Source organism: Sinorhizobium sp. 22678, from assembly GCF_052044265.1.
In the GTDB taxonomy this organism is placed as follows: Bacteria; Pseudomonadota; Alphaproteobacteria; order Rhizobiales; family Rhizobiaceae; genus Sinorhizobium; species Sinorhizobium meliloti_A.
This window is the reverse complement of sequence record NZ_JBQEMS010000034.1, coordinates 37,955-53,477: the sequence shown is the minus strand read 5'-3', so window position 1 is coordinate 53,477 and position 15,523 is coordinate 37,955. Positions and strand designations below refer to the sequence as shown.

16 protein-coding genes and 1 pseudogene are annotated in these 15,523 nt (G+C 61.2%); 16 read left to right on the top strand and 1 reads right to left on the bottom strand.

The genetic code is table 11. From position 1 onward, the window contains the following. The 3 genes from ACTJKL_RS29665 to ACTJKL_RS29655 form a co-directional block, all read left to right on the top strand. On the top strand, positions 1-897 hold an 897-nt coding region (locus ACTJKL_RS29665; protein WP_440854554.1), incomplete at its 5' end, for a molybdopterin dinucleotide binding domain-containing protein. Between the two features lie 17 nt (positions 898-914). Beyond that, positions 915-1,370 (top strand): nitrate reductase cytochrome c-type subunit, encoded by a 456-nt coding sequence (locus tag ACTJKL_RS29660; RefSeq protein ID WP_440854557.1) that lies wholly within the window; start codon positions 915-917, stop codon positions 1,368-1,370. 3 nt (positions 1,371-1,373) lie between these two features. Further along, complete coding sequence (locus ACTJKL_RS29655; RefSeq protein ID WP_013845446.1) at positions 1,374-2,075, top strand: cytochrome c3 family protein; 702 nt, start codon at positions 1,374-1,376, stop codon at positions 2,073-2,075. 62 nt (positions 2,076-2,137) lie between these two features. Here ACTJKL_RS29655 and ACTJKL_RS29650 read toward each other — a convergent pair whose 3' ends face one another. Continuing rightward, positions 2,138-2,962: a universal stress protein gene (locus ACTJKL_RS29650; RefSeq protein WP_440854553.1), complete on the bottom strand. Its 825-nt coding sequence runs from the start codon at positions 2,960-2,962 to the stop codon at positions 2,138-2,140. A gap of 231 nt (positions 2,963-3,193) precedes the next feature. Between ACTJKL_RS29650 and fixL the strand changes: the two genes are divergently transcribed. From fixL to ccoS, 13 genes and pseudogenes are all read left to right on the top strand, one after another. Then, complete coding sequence (gene fixL / locus ACTJKL_RS29645; protein ID WP_440854556.1) at positions 3,194-4,711, top strand: oxygen sensor histidine kinase FixL; 1,518 nt, start codon at positions 3,194-3,196, stop codon at positions 4,709-4,711. Next, complete coding sequence (gene fixJ, locus ACTJKL_RS29640; RefSeq protein WP_440854552.1) at positions 4,704-5,318, top strand: response regulator FixJ; 615 nt, start codon at positions 4,704-4,706, stop codon at positions 5,316-5,318. The genes fixL and fixJ overlap by 8 nt, the downstream gene beginning before the upstream one ends. 101 nt (positions 5,319-5,419) lie before the next feature. Then, a complete protein-coding gene (locus ACTJKL_RS29635) occupies positions 5,420-5,764 on the top strand; it encodes a transcriptional regulator (RefSeq protein WP_440854551.1) in 345 nt (114 codons plus the stop codon). 78 nt (positions 5,765-5,842) lie between these two features. Continuing rightward, on the top strand, positions 5,843-6,478 hold the full coding sequence (locus ACTJKL_RS29630; protein WP_440854550.1) for a helix-turn-helix domain-containing protein: 636 nt from the start codon (positions 5,843-5,845) through the stop codon (positions 6,476-6,478). A gap of 83 nt (positions 6,479-6,561) precedes the next feature. Further along, positions 6,562-7,014, top strand: coding sequence for a pyridoxamine 5'-phosphate oxidase family protein (locus ACTJKL_RS29625; protein WP_440854549.1), 453 nt, complete (start codon positions 6,562-6,564; stop codon positions 7,012-7,014). 350 nt (positions 7,015-7,364) lie between these two features. Beyond that, positions 7,365-8,984, top strand: coding sequence for a cytochrome-c oxidase, cbb3-type subunit I (ccoN, locus tag ACTJKL_RS29620; protein WP_440854548.1), 1,620 nt, complete (start codon positions 7,365-7,367; stop codon positions 8,982-8,984). 13 nt (positions 8,985-8,997) lie between these two features. Further along, the gene (ccoO, locus tag ACTJKL_RS29615) at positions 8,998-9,729 is read left to right on the top strand and encodes a cytochrome-c oxidase, cbb3-type subunit II (RefSeq protein ID WP_440854547.1); all 732 of its coding nucleotides are present in this window, start codon (positions 8,998-9,000) and stop codon (positions 9,727-9,729) included. Positions 9,730-9,741: 12 nt separating this feature from the next. Continuing rightward, the gene (locus ACTJKL_RS29610; RefSeq protein WP_102763113.1) at positions 9,742-9,894 is read left to right on the top strand and encodes a cbb3-type cytochrome c oxidase subunit 3; all 153 of its coding nucleotides are present in this window, start codon (positions 9,742-9,744) and stop codon (positions 9,892-9,894) included. Between the two features lie 3 nt (positions 9,895-9,897). After that, a complete protein-coding gene (ccoP, locus tag ACTJKL_RS29605) occupies positions 9,898-10,767 on the top strand; it encodes a cytochrome-c oxidase, cbb3-type subunit III (RefSeq protein WP_440854546.1) in 870 nt (289 codons plus the stop codon). A gap of 230 nt (positions 10,768-10,997) precedes the next feature. Then, positions 10,998-12,572, top strand: coding sequence for a cytochrome c oxidase accessory protein CcoG (gene ccoG, locus ACTJKL_RS29600; protein WP_440854545.1), 1,575 nt, complete (start codon positions 10,998-11,000; stop codon positions 12,570-12,572). After that, positions 12,569-13,072 (top strand): FixH family protein, encoded by a 504-nt coding sequence (locus ACTJKL_RS29595; RefSeq protein WP_338280802.1) that lies wholly within the window; start codon positions 12,569-12,571, stop codon positions 13,070-13,072. The genes ccoG and ACTJKL_RS29595 overlap by 4 nt, the downstream gene beginning before the upstream one ends. Continuing rightward, positions 13,069-15,342: a cation-translocating P-type ATPase gene (locus ACTJKL_RS29590; protein WP_440854544.1), complete on the top strand. Its 2,274-nt coding sequence runs from the start codon at positions 13,069-13,071 to the stop codon at positions 15,340-15,342. Before ACTJKL_RS29595 ends, ACTJKL_RS29590 begins: the two co-directional genes overlap by 4 nt. Then, positions 15,339-15,497, top strand: a pseudogene (gene ccoS / locus ACTJKL_RS29585) (cbb3-type cytochrome oxidase assembly protein CcoS); the annotation flags it as partial. The gene ACTJKL_RS29590 and the pseudogene ccoS, both read left to right, overlap by 4 nt. Positions 15,498-15,523 lie beyond the last annotated feature (26 nt).

Below are 15,523 nucleotides of genomic sequence, written 5' to 3'. Positions count from 1 at the left end.
GAAGGCGCCTACGGCAATGCGGAGCGCCGAACCCATGTCTGGCACCAACTGGTGAATGCCCCCGGCGAAGCACGTTCCGATCTCTGGCAAATGGTGGAGTTCTCCAAGCGCTTTACCACCGACGAAGTGTGGCCGGCCGAGACCCTCGACGCCAATCCGGGCTATCGGGGCAAGACCCTCTACGATGTGCTCTTCAAGAACGGCAATGTCGACCGTTTCCCCGCAAGCGAAATCAATATGGAATATGCCAACCGGGAAGCGGAGGCCTTCGGCTTCTACATCCAGAAAGGCCTTTTCGAGGAATATGCCTCCTTCGGGCGCGGACACGGGCATGACTTGGCGCCCTATGACCGCTACCATGAGGAACGGGGCCTGCGCTGGCCGGTCGTCGACGGCAAGGAGACGCTCTGGCGCTACCGGGAAGGGTACGATCCCTACGTGAAGCCTGGGGAGGGCGTGAAGTTCTATGGTCGCCCGGACGGCAAGGCGGTGATCCTCGCCGTTCCCTACGAGCCGCCGGCGGAATCTCCCGACGACGAATACAATGTCTGGCTGGTGACGGGTCGCGTCCTCGAGCACTGGCACTCCGGCTCGATGACGATGCGGGTGCCGGAACTCTACAAGGCGTTCCCCGGTGCCGTCTGCTTCATGAATGCCGGTGACGCCCGCGATCGCGGTATCAACCAGGGCGGGGAGGTCAGGATCGTTTCCCGCCGCGGGGAGATTCGCGCGCGCGTCGAGACGCGCGGCCGCAACCGCATGCCGCCAGGCGTCATCTTCGTACCATGGTTCGACGCCAGCCGGCTGATCAACAAGGTGACGCTCGACGCAACCGATCCCATCTCCAAACAGACGGATTTCAAAAAATGCGCGGTCAAAATCGTCTCAGTCGCATGATGAGAACCCCTGGACCGATGCTGGCGGCGCTGTTGGCAATCCTGTTCGTCGCAACGGGAGCAATCGCGCAAATGGCCGACAAACGGGTGCCGGAGCTTTCCGGCCCGCCGCAGGAAATGGGCGAGGTGGAGGCGCACCAGATCCCCAAATGGGTCGTTGACGACGCCCGCAAGGAGCGCGCCTATCCCGACCAGCCGCCGGTCATCCCGCATTCAATCGAGGGCTACCAGCTTTCGGTCAACACCAACCGATGCCTTTCCTGCCACAAGCGCGAACTCACGCAGGAATCAGGCGCGCCGATGGTCAGCGTCACCCATTACATGACGCGGGAGGGGCAGATGCTCGCGGACGTTTCGCCGCGGCGCTATTTCTGCACAGCCTGTCATGTGCCGCAGGCCGACGTGCGACCGCTCGTCGGCAACACCTTCCGGGACATGAGCGAGATGGGCATTAAACAGGCGGGGAGCGAGTAGACCATGGCTCGCATCAAGCGCCTCCTGCTCTGGGTGTGGAAGATTCTGACCACGCCGGCCGCAACGCTCAGCCTCGCCTTTTTGACACTCGGCGGCTTCGTCGGCGGTGTGATCTTCTGGGGCGCCTTCAACACCGCCTTGGAGCTTACCAACACGGAGGAGTTTTGCGTCTCATGTCACGAGATGCGGGCCAACGTATATGAGGAGCTTACGCGCACGGTTCATTTCTCCAACCGCTCGGGCGTGCGGGCGTCCTGTCCCGACTGCCACGTGCCGCATGAATGGACGGACAAGATCGCCCGCAAGATGCAGGCCTCCAAGGAAGTGTGGGGAAAGATCTTCGGGACCATCAACACGCGCGAGAAATTTCTCGACCACCGCCTGGAACTCGCGAAGCACGAATGGGCGCGGCTCAAGGCCAACGACAGCCTCGAGTGCCGCAACTGTCACTCGTCGGCAGCGATGGACCTTTCCAAGCAGACCCAGCGTGCCGCGGAAATCCATACGCGTTACCTGCTGCCGGGCAGGGCGACCTGCATCGACTGCCATAAGGGCATCGCTCACGAACTGCCCAACATGCAGGGCGTTGAGCCCGGATGGAAGCTGCCGCCCGAACTCGAGGGAGAGACGCTGCCCTCGGCTTCGGCGATTGACGAGCTAAAGAGAGTCATGGACGAGGCTCACAGCGCCGCGCTCGCAAATTGAGACCGCCGCCTCCGACGCATTCGGCGGCGCTTCTGAAACCCCCGCGCGGGGAGAACAAAGAATTATCGAACCATCAAGATCGGCAGGATCGGTTCGTCAATCATCGTCTTGGTTACGCCGCCGAATATCCTCTCGCGGATGCGCGAGTGCCCGTAGGCGCCGATCACGATCAGGTCGGCCGAAGTGTCGCGTGCGTACTGGAGGAGTATGTCTTCGACCGGGCGGCCGGCACTCGGAAGCCGGGCCACTGTGACTTTGACCCCATGGCGTGCAAGATAGGTGGCGATATCGGCGCCGGGTTCTTTGCAGTTCTTGATCTTTGGATCGACGAGGACCAGGTTCACCCCCTCGGCATTTCTCATCATGTCCAGCGCTTCGCGGGCGGCCCTTGTGGACTCGATGGTCGAGTTCCACGCAAGAAGGACGTTCTTCGGTTGCAAGGTGGCTGATCGGAGATTCGCGGCGAGCAGGACCGGCCGTGCCGAAAAGAAGAGAGCACCTTCTATGACTCCCCGCCGGAGGAGGTCATCTACCCTTAGACTTGTGCCGATCACGGTGACATCCGCATATCGGGCACGCTCTCCGACGTCTTGCCCGAGCCGCGTCGTCTCTGAGTATCGCCCAGCCACATCGAATGAAATCCCGGTATTTCCGAGGATCTCCTTAGCTTCTCTGACCGCTTGGCGCAACTGCTCCACGTCACTGTCACAACTGTCAATCCAGGCGTCGGAGATCGCTGAAAGGTCTCCCATCGGAGGGAGAGTGGCGATCTTGCTAGCGAGAACCGAGAGGTGCGCACCCGCCGATGCACAAAGATCTGCCGCTGCTCTCAGGTCATCTTCGAATTGGCTGACACCAACTACGAGGAGGATCGTCTTGTACGTCATTGATCTGGTCTCCCGAACCCAATTAAATGCAGAGCGATCCTACTCTGCGTCTCGGCGGCTACATTGATCACGGTCAAGAGCGTCGCGACGGACTCCCCTCCTGAAGCGATCCGCAGCAAGCGGCGGGTTGGCTGTTTACTCCAGCATGGTCTATGGAAGAGTCTGCATGGTGCAAATACAGCGAAGACGCTAGACACTGCAGCGGTAAATAGTCCTTTGATGGATGATGGGATGCATTCAGAGAGCGTTTTTGAGAGGACTCGGTTGGGAAGGTTGCTCTTCAGGTGGAGAGGCCACGGCGTCGCAGCGTATGTTGTCGCCGCGATAGTCACTTCGAGCGTTCTCGCCCTCACAGTGACACTAGGCGAACCAATCGGCGAAGGCCTTCTTCTCTTCTCGCTTATCCCTGCCATGCTCGTCGTGGCGCTGGTCGGCGGCCGGAATGCGATCCTCTTTGCGGCCGGGCTGTCGCTTTTTGCAGCGGTTCTTCATCAGCAGATCACGAGTGCCGACGGTCCGAGTCTCGTGGAACTGGTGGTCTTCGGGTCGGCAGTGCTTCTGATCGTGGCACTGGGAGAAGTGCTTGAGGCGGCAAAACGCGCCATCGACCGGACCGAGAACGTCATAAAGGCCCGCGACGCTCATCTGAGATCGATTTTGGATACTGTTCCCGACGCCACAGTGGTCAGCGCTACCGATGGCACAATCGTGTCCTTCAACGCCGCGGCCGTGCGGCAGTTCGGATACACGGAGGAGGAGGTTATCGGCCAGAACCTGCGCATATTGATGCCGGAACCCTACCGCCACGAACACGACGGATATATGCAGCGCTACATGAGAACGGGGGAAAAGCGCATCATCGGTATCGACCGCGTTGTCTCCGGGCAGCGGAAGGATGGATCGACGTTTCCGATGAAGCTCGCTGTTGGAGAGATGCGGTCCGGCGGCGAGAGGTTTTTCACGGGCTTCATCAGAGACCTAACGGAGCGGGAGGAGTCTGCCGCAAGGCTCGAGCAGATACAAGCTGAACTGGCGCGCCTTGCCCGCCTCAACGAGATGGGCGAGATGGCCTCGACGCTCGCCCACGAATTGAACCAGCCGCTTTCGGCGATTGCCAACTATGCGCATGGCTGTACGAGGCTGTTGCGTGACATGGACGACGCCATAGCTACACGAATGCGCGAGGCGCTCGAAGAGGTGGCGAGCCAGTCGCTGCGGGCCGGCCAGATCATCAAACATCTCAGGGAGTTCGTCACAAAGGGGGAGACGGAGAAGGCGCCGGAAGACATCCGCAAACTGGTGGAGGAGGCCGCCGCGCTGGCTCTGGTCGGCTCCCGCGAGCAGGGTGTCAGAACCGTGTTCGAATATCTGCCCGGTGCCGAAATGGCAATGGTGGACCGTATCCAAGTCCAGCAGGTCCTCATCAATCTGATGCGCAACGCGATCGAGTCAATGCGCCTCGTCGACCGCCGAGAGCTGACGATCCGCACCATGCCGGCCGGTGGGGGGGAGGTTGCCGTCCTTGTCGAAGACACGGGTGGAGGTATTCCGGAGGAAATCTCCGGCCAGCTCTTCAAGCCGTTCGTCACGACCAAGGCTAGCGGAATGGGCATCGGGCTGTCTATTTCGAAGCGGATTGTCGAGGCGCACGGCGGTGAGATGACAGTCTCGAAAAATGCGGCCGGCGGAGCCACCTTCCGGTTTACGCTTCCCGCCTATGTAGATGAACGGATCGTTGCAAATGACTGATTATACCGTGCACATTGTTGATGACGAAGAGCCGGTCAGGAAGTCGCTGGCCTTCATGCTGACAATGAACGGATTCGCCGTGAAAATGCATCAATCCGCCGAGGCCTTTCTGGCTTTCGCGCCGGACGTCAGAAACGGGGTTCTCGTCACCGACCTGAGAATGCCGGACATGTCCGGCGTAGAGCTTCTGCGCAATCTCGGCGATCGCAAGATCAATATACCCTCGATCGTAATTACGGGGCACGGCGACGTACCCATGGCGGTGGAGGCTATGAAGGCGGGGGCCGTGGATTTCATCGAAAAGCCTTTCGAAGATACCGTGATCATCGAGGCAATCGAGAGGGCATCTGAACATCTGGTCGCTTCTGAAGCCGATGCGGACGAAGCCCACGATATCCGAGCAAGACTCCAGACGCTGAGCGAGAGAGAACGCCAGGTGCTCTCGGCAGTCGTCGCGGGCCTTCCCAACAAGTCGATCGCTTATGACCTGGACATCAGTCCTCGCACCGTCGAGGTGCACCGAGCCAACGTGATGGCCAAGATGAAGGCGAAGAGCCTTCCCCATCTTGTGCGAATGGCTCTGGCCGCAGGTTTCGGCCCTTCCTGATCCGCCGAGTTGATCTCGCGCAATGCGGTGCGTTGCCGCAAACGGCTTAATGGCGGCTCATTGCAGGCAGTTGCAGAGCAGATTGCGCGGGACTTAAATTGTTGGATGCGAAAACCATTATCGTCGTTGCAGCGGACCAGGGCATCCGGCGGTCCGTGGCATTCGCCCTGGAGGTCGAAGGATATTCCACCGAAGCCTACGACACTGTGCAGAAGGCTGAAGCCTCTTGCCGGGAAGCGCTCTGCACCGTTCTCGACGATGACGTACTGAGATCCGAGCCTCAGGCCGCGGCGCAATTCCTTAGCAATAGGGGCCGCCGGGCCATACTGCTAGTTGATGGCCTGTCGGCCCTTCAGCAACGTGTTGACAATACGACATTGACGAAGCCGTTCACCGGTGCCGACCTGCTCGGCGTGATCAACAGCCTGATCGAGGCGGCTAAGTAGTCTCCCTTAGTGATCTAACCGAATTTCTCCAAGTCACGCGAATTGGCAATCTGTCCCCACATCGAACGGGGGATAACCATGTACGCCGCTGCACAAGCCAAACCACAGTCCATCGAGGCCGAACACCTTGGACCGGCCCCAATTGCTGGGCCCCATCTTATCGCCACCTACAAGCCGGGTCGCGAGATCTATGCCCAAGGCGATCTCAACGACAGGTGCTATCAGGTTTCGATCGGAGCCGTGCGTGTCTACCGTCTCCTTTCAGATGGACGCCGACAAGTCGTGTCCTTTCATCTCCCAGGCGAGATGTTCGGTTTCGAAGCGGGATCCAACCATTCTTTCTTTGCCGAAGCCATCACGGAAACAACATTGGCCGTTTTCGGGCGCCGGCATATGCAGGAGCGTTCGCGGGAGCTTCTCGCGCTCGCCTTGACCGGCATGGCGCGGGCTCAGCAGCACCTTCTGGTGATCGGCAGGCAATGTGCCGTGGAACGGATCGCCGCATTCCTCGTTGATCTTTGCGAACGTCAGGGAGGAGGCAGGCAGCTACGCTTGCCCATGTCGCGACAGGATATCGCGGACTATCTCGGCCTGACAATCGAAACGGTGTCGCGCGTGGTGACAAAACTGAAGGCGCGCAGCGTCATCGCGCTCAGGGACGCAAGGACGATCGATATCGTCAAGCTGGAAGCTCTGCGTTCGCTCTGCGACTAAGACTGGCCGGGGCCGCGCAATAGGCCCCTCTGATTCTCCGCCGCCGCCAATCCGGCGTGCTCTAACGGGAGGAGGGAAGAGCCATGTTTGTAAGGGAAATGTCTCGTGAGGAATGCCAAGGCGTCGTGGCAGCCGGAGATCTCGCGCGGCTGGCATGTTGCAGGGGCGGCCAGCCCTACATTGTGCCGATCACGTACGCGCATTCGGGTAAAGCATTTTATTTCTTTTCCATGCCTGGCCAGAAAATCGACTGGATGCGCAGCAACCCAAAGGTGTCGCTGCAGATTTCCGAATTTGCCAGCAATCGACGGTGGAAGAGCGTGGTCGTGACGGGCACGTACAGAGAACTACCGGCGCAAGGCTGCGGTAACGAGCGGCTTCACGCCTGGTCCCTGCTCCAAAAGAAGGCCAACTGGTGGGAACCAGGGGGCCTCAAACCTGTACCGCAAGAGATCTCAGGGGCGTCTGCGCATATCTTCTTCTGCGTCGAGATGGACGAGATGACGGGCCGGGCAGCCTGCGCCGGTGAGCAATAGTCTCCCACATCCGCAGGCGATCGCCTCCGATGGATCCTACGCCCCCAGTCTCGGTCGCTTGTATAGCAGCTCCGTTGGGCCGGCAGATCCCACTTCCAAGCCCGCAAACTTCCGGCGCCTTCGTGACGTCACGATCCACACCGCTGTGCGAGCGGAGGAGGTCGCATCGTGCATACCGATGTCTTTCCGCTCTTGGCCGGCACTTTTTACCTGGCAGCACGTCTCGCGAGCTCCCAAGCAACTTGATCTGGATCAAGGTGCCACGGGTCGGCCTCTGACAATTCTCGCAATAGTTTTGCGGTCCGCGCCGCGTGCGTCAGTCCGCGATTAGAGAGAGTTGGGGCCTAACCATGAAACACACAGTCGAGATGGTCGTGCTTGCCGTGGGCGCCTTCCTGGCGCTGGTCGGAGCCGGCCTTGCGCAAGACCGCCTGTTTGGCGCGCACATGTGGGTGCTGTTCTTCGTGCTGCTCGCCGGCACCCTGGTGCTCATGCGCCGCGTTGACTTCCGCCCGGCTGTCGCGGGTCATCCTGGCCGTCAAAACGAATACTTCGACGAGGTCGTGAAGTACGGCGTAATCGCGACGGTATTCTGGGGCGTGGTCGGCTTTCTCGTCGGTGTGGTCGTTGCCCTTCAGCTCGCCTTTCCCGATCTCAACGTGGAGCCTTGGTTCAACTTCGGCCGGGTACGGCCGCTTCACACGTCCGCCGTCATTTTCGCCTTCGGGGGCAACGCGCTTATCGCAACTTCGTTCTATGTCGTGCAGCGTACCAGCCGCGCACGGCTCTTCGGAGGGGACCTCGGTTGGTTCGTCTTCTGGGGGTACCAGCTCTTTATCGTCCTCGCGGCTACCGGCTACCTGCTCGGAATTACCCAGAGTCGCGAGTATGCGGAGCCGGAATGGTACGTCGACCTCTGGCTCACCATCGTGTGGATCGCCTACCTCGTCGCCTTCCTCGGTACGGTCCTGAAGCGCAACGAACCGCACATCTATGTGGCGAACTGGTTCTATCTCGCCTTCATCGTCACCATCGCGATGCTGCACGTCGTCAACAATCTGGCGGTGCCCGTCTCCTTCCTTGGTTCGAAGAGCTACTCCGCATTTTCCGGCGTGCAAGACGCGCTGACGCAGTGGTGGTACGGACACAACGCGGTGGGGTTCTTTCTCACGGCGGGCTTCCTGGCGATGATGTACTACTTCATCCCGAAACAGGTGAACCGCCCTGTCTATTCCTACCGTCTGTCGATCATCCACTTCTGGGCGATCATCTTCATGTACATCTGGGCCGGTCCTCACCACCTGCATTACACGGCACTGCCCGACTGGGCGCAAACGCTCGGCATGGTCTTCTCCATCATGCTCTGGATGCCCTCGTGGGGCGGCATGATCAACGGCCTGATGACGCTGTCTGGCGCCTGGGACAAAATCCGCACCGATCCGGTGGTCCGCATGATGGTGATGGCCGTCGCCTTCTACGGCATGGCGACCTTCGAAGGCCCGATGATGTCGATTAAGACAGTCAACTCACTCAGCCACTACACTGACTGGACCATCGGCCACGTCCATTCCGGCGCGCTCGGGTGGAACGGACTGATCACTTTCGGCGCGATCTACTATCTCGTGCCGAAGCTGTGGAACCGCGAACGGCTCTACAGCGTGCGCATGGTCAACTGGCACTTCTGGCTCGCCACCCTCGGCATCGTCGTCTACGCCGCTGTTATGTGGGTCGCCGGTATCCAGCAAGGTTTGATGTGGCGCGAATACGACGACCAAGGCTTCCTCGTGTACTCCTTCGTGGAAACGGTCGCGGCCATGTTCCCCTACTATGTCATGCGCGCCGCCGGCGGCGCCCTGTTTCTCGCCGGCGCGCTCCTCATGGCCTTCAACGTAACCATGACGATCCTCGGGCGCGTCCGCGATGAGGAACCAATCTTTGGTGCTTTACCGCTGCCGGCGCCTGCAGAATAGGAGAGCAAAGACTATGTCCATTCTCGACAAACACGCGATACTCGAGCGCAATGCCACGCTGCTGCTGATAGGCTCACTCCTGGTCGTTTCCATCGGCGGAATCGTCGAAATCGCGCCGCTCTTTTATCTCGAAAGCACCATCGAGAAAGTCGAAGGCATGCGACCATACTCCCCGCTGGAGCTTGCTGGTCGCGACATCTACATCCGCGAGGGATGCTACGTCTGTCACAGCCAGATGATCCGTCCTTTCCGTGATGAGGTGGAGCGGTACGGCCATTACTCATTGGCGGCGGAGTCGATGTACGACCATCCCTTTCAATGGGGTTCCAAGCGAACCGGACCGGATCTCGCCCGCGTCGGCGACCGCTATTCCAATGAATGGCATGTCCAGCACATGATCGAGCCCCGCTCAGTCGTACCGGAATCTGTAATGCCGAGCTATGCGTTCCTGAAGGAGACACCGCTCGAGGTGACGAATATTGCCATGAGCCTTAAGGCGAACAGAGCTGTCGGGGTCCCCTACACCGACGAGATGATCGGAAACGCGGCTGCGGACCTTAAGGCCCAGGCCGATCCGAATGCCGACGGTTCGGGCCTGGAGGCACGCTATCCCAAGGCCAAGCTCGGCGACTTCGACGGTGATCCGCAAAGGCTTACGGAGATGGATGCGCTCGTCGCCTATCTCCAGATGCTGGGCACGCTCGTCGACTTCTCCACCTACGACGACGCCGCCGGCTATCGCTGAGAAGGAGGCAACATGGAAACGTACACGGCCATGCGCCATTTTGCTGATAGCTGGGGATTGCTCGCGATGACGTTGTTCTTCCTCGGTGTCGTTTTTTTCATCTTCCGCCCCGGCGCCAAGAAGGCTGCCGCTCAGGCGTCTGTCATCCCGCTGAAGGAGGACTGATCTATGGCCGACAAGCACAAGCACGTCGACGAGGTCAGCGGCGTAGAAACCACCGGGCATGAATGGGACGGCATCCGCGAACTCAATAATCCGATGCCGCGCTGGTGGGTCTACAGCTTCTATGCCACGGTCATCTGGGCGATCGGCTATGCGATCGCCTATCCCTCGTGGCCTATGCTGACGGAGGCGACCAAGGGCGTGCTCGGCTATTCGAGTCGCGCCGAAGTCAGCGTCGAACTGAACGCTGCCAGGGCTGCACAGGCCGGCAATCTGGAGCAGATCGCATCGAGCTCGGTCGAGGAGATCATTGCAAATCCGCAACTGCAGCAATTCGCCGTTTCGGCCGGGGCTTCCGTCTTCAAGGTGAACTGCGCCCAGTGCCACGGCTCGGGGGCTGCGGGCGGGCAGGGTTTCCCGAATCTCAATGACGACGACTGGCTCTGGGGCGGCAAGCCGGAAGAAATTTATCAGACCATAGCTCATGGGGTTCGCCACGCCCCCGACGGGGAGACTCGGGTTTCGGAGATGCCGCCCTTCGGCGACATGCTGACGCCAGAGCAGATGCAGCAGACGGCCGCCTACGTCGTGAGCCTTACCCAAGCACCGTCGCAACCCAACCTCGTCGACCAGGGCAAGCAGGTCTTCGCCGACAATTGCGCTTCCTGCCATGGCGCAGACGCGAAAGGAAACCGTGAGATGGGAGCACCCAATCTCGCCGATGCGATCTGGCTTAAGGGCGAGGGCGAGCAGGCGGTCATCGCGCAGATGAAGACGCCGAAGCATGGCGTGATGCCCGCATGGCTGCCACGCCTCGGCGACGAAGCCGTCAAGCAGCTAGCGGTGTTCGTCCACTCGCTAGGCGGCGGCGAGTAGAGGTCCACGACCGATTGGCCGTGCACGCGTGCGGCCGATTTTCCTAGTCACGGGTGGGTGGCCAGCTTTCGTTCGTCTACGAGCAGGGGAGACCGGTCCGTTCAAAGTCCGTGGGGTGCCCACCGCAACGTTCGGCATCCGAGCGCGGACTTGATGCAGATCAAGGTGACCGGAGTGCACATCGGCAAAGGTCCGCCTCACAAGCGAAACTATCGTCGGGACCTGCCTGCATGCTCCACCAGCCGATAACCAAAGCTTCAGTCGAGCGGCTCGATGCCGAAGCGGTCAATGCCGCGCGCGTGCGAGGGCCGCTCTACGAGCAGCGTCGGAAGATCTTCCCGAAGCGGGCCGAGGGTCGTTTCCGCCGGTTCAAGTGGCTGGTGATGCTGGTGACACTCGGCATCTACTATCTGACGCCGTGGATCCGTTGGGACCGCGGGGCCTATGCACCGGATCAGGCAGTCCTCATCGACCTCGCTTCTCGGCGTTTCTATTTCTTCTTCATAGAGATTTGGCCGCAGGAGTTTTTCTTCGTGGCGGGGCTCCTCGTGATGGCGGGCTTCGGTCTCTTCCTGGTGACTTCGGCGGTCGGGCGGGCCTGGTGCGGCTATGCCTGCCCGCAGACCGTTTGGGTCGATCTCTTTCTCGTCGTCGAGCGCTTCATCGAGGGCGACCGCAACGCGCGCATGCGCCTCGACGCTGGAGCCTGGAGCTTGGACAAGATCCGCAAGCGCGTCGCCAAGCATGCCGTTTGGCTGGCGATCGGGGTTGCGACCGGCGGTGCGTGGATATTCTATTTCGCCGATGCGCCCTCGCTTTTGGCGAGCCTGGTCGCGCTCGATGCGCCGCCGGTCGCCTATACCACGATCGGCATTCTAACCGCGACGACCTATGTCTTCGGCGGACTGATGCGCGAGCAGGTCTGCACCTACATGTGCCCATGGCCGCGCATCCAGGCGGCCATGCTGGACGAGAACTCGCTCGTCGTCACTTACAACGACTGGCGGGGGGAACCGCGCTCGCGGCATGCGAAGAAGGCGGCGGCTGCCGGCGAAGTCGTCGGGGATTGCGTCGACTGCAACGCCTGCGTCGCCGTCTGTCCCATGGGCATCGACATTCGCGATGGCCAGCAGCTCGAATGCATCACCTGCGCCCTCTGCATCGACGCCTGCGACGGCGTGATGGACAAGCTCGGCCGCGAGCGCGGGCTGATCTCGTACGCGACGCTCAGCGACTATGCCACCAATATGGCCCTTGCGACCAGCGGCGGGACTGCGGATATCGACCCGACCCGCGTGCGCGACGCCAATGGCGCCTTCCGTGACAAGGTGCGGCATCTCAACTGGCGCATCGTCTTCCGGCCCCGCGTTCTCGTCTATTTCGGCGTCTGGGCGATTGTCGGACTCGGTCTTCTTTTCGGCCTGCTGGCGCGCGACCGATTGGAACTGAACGTCCTGCACGACCGCAACCCCCAGTTCGTCGTAGAATCCGACGGCTCGGTGCGCAACGGCTATATGGTCAAGCTGCTCAACATGATCCCCGAACAGCGTACCATCGGCCTGAAGATCGAGGGTATGCCCGCCGCCACCATGCGCGTGGCCGGCCAGGCGACCGGCGACGGGCGCAGCATCACCATCGGCGTCGAGCCGGACAAGGTCACCCCACTCAAGGTCTTCGTCACGTTGCCGAAGGGTAGACTCGCCGAAGCGGAAGAGGGCTTCTCCCTCATCGCGGAGGATCCGTCCAGCCACGAACGCGATGTGTATCAGGCCAATTTTAATCTGCCGCGAGCAGCAAGACGATGAGCACGACAACGAAACAGCGCGGCCCGGAGCGCGGATTCACCGGTTGGCACATGGTGGCGGTCATGGGCCTCTTCTTCGGCACCATCATCTCCGTCAACCTCGTCATGGCTTGGAACGCCAGCCGAAGCTGGAGCGGCCTTGTCGTCGAGAACACCTACGTCGCCAGCCAGCAATTCAACGGCAAGGTGGCTGAGGGCCGCGCCTTTCAGGCAAGCGGCATCAAGGGACGACTGACGGCCGAACCCCGCGCAATCCGCTACGTCCTTACCCGCAACGGAGAACCGGACCGACAAATCGACAAGGTAATCGCCGTTCTCAAACGACCGGTTGAGGAGCATGAGGACCTTCGCGTCGAGCTCCGTCCGCGGGGCGAGGGCGCTTTTGCATTGGCTGAGGAGTTGAAGCCCGGTCAATGGATCGCCGCCATTACGGCCATGGCGGGGGATGCGGTGGTTCACCGCCAGACGATCCGCTTCATCGCAGAGGGAGGTGACAAATGAGCTGCTGCGCCGTTGGTGCGGCAACCATGCTTGCCGAAGGAGGGCAGGCGTCGCCCGTCTCCGAGGAACTTTGGCTTGCGAGCCGGGACCTCGGAGGCGGGTTGCGTCAGTCGGAGCTGAGCGTCCCCGATGCCTGTTGCGGTGCCTGCATCGCCACGATCGAAGGAGCGCTGCACGCCAAGCCCGAAGTCGAACGCGCCCGCGTCAATCTCTCCTCCCGTCGGGTTTCAATCGTCTGGAAGGAGGAGGTTGGCGGTCGTCGCACCGATCCCTGTGACTTCTTGCATGCCATCGCTGAGCGTGGTTATCAGACACACCTCTTTTCGCCCGGCGGGGACGAGGGCGACGACCTGCTGAAGCAGTTGATCCTCGCGGTTGCCGTTTCCGGCTTCGCCGCAACCAATATCATGCTGCTCTCCGTGTCAGTCTGGTCTGGGGCGGATGCGGCCACCCGCGATCTCTTCCACTGGATCTCGGCGCTGATCGCCGGACCAGCGCTGATCTATGCTGGCCGCTTTTTCTACGAGTCGGCATGGAACGCCATTCGCCACGGCCGAACCAACATGGATGTGCCGATCGCGCTCGCCGTCAGCCTTTCCTATGGCATGTCGCTCTACGAGACGATTGGTCATGGCGAACATGCCTGGTTCGATGCATCCGTGACCTTGCTGTTCTTCCTGCTGATCGGCCGTACGCTCGATCACATGATGCGGGGCCGTGCACGAACGGCGATCAGCGGTCTCGCACGCTTGTCTCCGCGCGGGGCCACGATTGTCCATCCGGATGGCTCGCGCGAGTACCGCGCCGTCGACGAGATCAAGCCAGGCGAACGCCTGATTGTCGCGGCTGGCGAGCGTATCCCCGTCGATGGACGGGTGCTGTCCGGGACAAGCGACCTCGATCGCTCCGTGGTCAACGGCGAGAGCTCGCCGACCGTGGTCGCCACAGGGGACACGGTTCAGGCCGGCACGCTCAACCTCACCGGACCGCTCACGCTGGAGGCGACCGCCGCGTCGCGCGACTCGTTCATCGCCGAAATCATCGGATTGATGGAGGCTGCCGAAGGGGGCAGGGCGCGCTACCGACGCATAGCCGACCGCGCTGCCCGCTATTACTCGCCGGCCGTCCATCTGCTGGCGCTCCTGACCTTTGTCGGCTGGATGCTAGTGGAGGGAGATGTCCACCATGCCATGCTGATCGCAGTGGCGGTGCTCATCATCACATGCCCCTGCGCTCTTGGTCTCGCGGTTCCCGTCGTCCAGGTCGTTGCGGCCGGGCGGCTGTTCCAAGGCGGTGTCATGGTCAAGGATGGCACGGCGATGGAGCGTCTCTCTGAGATCGACACGGTGCTCCTGGATAAGACCGGCACGCTGACCATCGGCAGACCACGGCTCGTGAATGCGCACGAAATCGCAGGGGGTCGGCTCGCGATTGCGGCGGCTATCGCGGTGCATTCGCGCCATCCGATCGCAATAGCGATTCAGAATTCGGCAGGGGCAATCCCTGCGCTTGCTGGCGATATCCGGGAAATTCCCGGCGCCGGCATCGAAGTGAAGACCACGGACGGCGTCTATCGGCTCGGAAGCCGCGGCTTTGCGGTCGGCGATCCGGGCTCCGATGGCGGGCAATCGGAGGCAATCCTGTCGTTGGATTTTCGTGAGCTTGCCTGCTTCCGGTTCGAGGATCGGCCGCGCCCCGCGTCGCGCGAATCGATCGAAGCCCTTGGCCGCCTGGACATTGCGACGGGAATCCTATCCGGCGACCGGGAGTCTGTGGTCGCAGCCCTCGCCAGGAGTTTGGGGATTTCGAACTGGCATTCCGAACTCTCGCCACGCGAAAAAGTCGAGGCATGCGCCGCTGCCGCCGAGGCAGGTCACAAGGCCCTGGTAGTGGGGGACGGCATAAACGACGCGCCGGTTCTGCGTGCGGCACACGTTTCCATGGCTCCGGCGACTGCCGCCGATGTAGGGCGCCAGGCTGCCGACTTCGTCTTTATGCATGAGGCCCTTTCGGCAGTTCCCTTCGCCGTCGAGACTTCGCGGCACGCCGGACGACTTATCAGGCAGAACTTCGTGCTGGCGATTGGCTACAACGTCATCGCCGTGCCGATCGCCATTCTTGGGTACGCAACTCCGCTTGTTGCCGCTGTCGCTATGTCCACCTCGTCGCTCGTGGTGGTCTTCAATGCTCTGAGACTGAAGCGCAGCCTTGCCGCCGGTAAGGCCGCGACGCCATCCACATTGATGCATTCAGACGCGGTGACCTCATGAACACCCTCATCTATCTCATTCCAATCGCACTCAGTCTCGGTGGTCTGGGGCTGGTCGCATTTCTGTGGGCGCTCAAGAGCGGACAGTACGAGGACCTCGAGGGAGCCTCCTGGCGCGTACTCGACGACGGAGATCGCAAGGGTGAATCGAGCCGGCCTTTCCAGCTATTTGACCAAGATCA

What these genes read in the sequence shown, in the direction of transcription:
- ACTJKL_RS29660 (WP_440854557.1), top strand. Translation starts at nt 915, where the DNA reads ATGCTGGCGGCGCTGTTGGCAATCCTGTTCGTCGCAACGGGAGCAATC.
- ACTJKL_RS29655 (WP_013845446.1), top strand. Translation starts at nt 1,374, where the DNA reads ATGGCTCGCATCAAGCGCCTCCTGCTCTGGGTGTGGAAGATTCTGACC.
- ACTJKL_RS29650 (WP_440854553.1), bottom strand. Translation starts at nt 2,962, where the DNA reads ATGACGTACAAGACGATCCTCCTCGTAGTTGGTGTCAGCCAATTCGAA.
- fixL (WP_440854556.1), top strand. Translation starts at nt 3,194, where the DNA reads ATGCATTCAGAGAGCGTTTTTGAGAGGACTCGGTTGGGAAGGTTGCTC.
- fixJ (WP_440854552.1), top strand. Translation starts at nt 4,704, where the DNA reads ATGACTGATTATACCGTGCACATTGTTGATGACGAAGAGCCGGTCAGG.
- ACTJKL_RS29630 (WP_440854550.1), top strand. Translation starts at nt 5,843, where the DNA reads ATGTACGCCGCTGCACAAGCCAAACCACAGTCCATCGAGGCCGAACAC.
- ACTJKL_RS29625 (WP_440854549.1), top strand. Translation starts at nt 6,562, where the DNA reads ATGTTTGTAAGGGAAATGTCTCGTGAGGAATGCCAAGGCGTCGTGGCA.
- ccoN (WP_440854548.1), top strand. Translation starts at nt 7,365, where the DNA reads ATGAAACACACAGTCGAGATGGTCGTGCTTGCCGTGGGCGCCTTCCTG.
- ccoO (WP_440854547.1), top strand. Translation starts at nt 8,998, where the DNA reads ATGTCCATTCTCGACAAACACGCGATACTCGAGCGCAATGCCACGCTG.
- ACTJKL_RS29610 (WP_102763113.1), top strand. Translation starts at nt 9,742, where the DNA reads ATGGAAACGTACACGGCCATGCGCCATTTTGCTGATAGCTGGGGATTG.
- ccoP (WP_440854546.1), top strand. Translation starts at nt 9,898, where the DNA reads ATGGCCGACAAGCACAAGCACGTCGACGAGGTCAGCGGCGTAGAAACC.
- ccoG (WP_440854545.1), top strand. Translation starts at nt 10,998, where the DNA reads ATGCTCCACCAGCCGATAACCAAAGCTTCAGTCGAGCGGCTCGATGCC.
- ACTJKL_RS29595 (WP_338280802.1), top strand. Translation starts at nt 12,569, where the DNA reads ATGAGCACGACAACGAAACAGCGCGGCCCGGAGCGCGGATTCACCGGT.
- ACTJKL_RS29590 (WP_440854544.1), top strand. Translation starts at nt 13,069, where the DNA reads ATGAGCTGCTGCGCCGTTGGTGCGGCAACCATGCTTGCCGAAGGAGGG.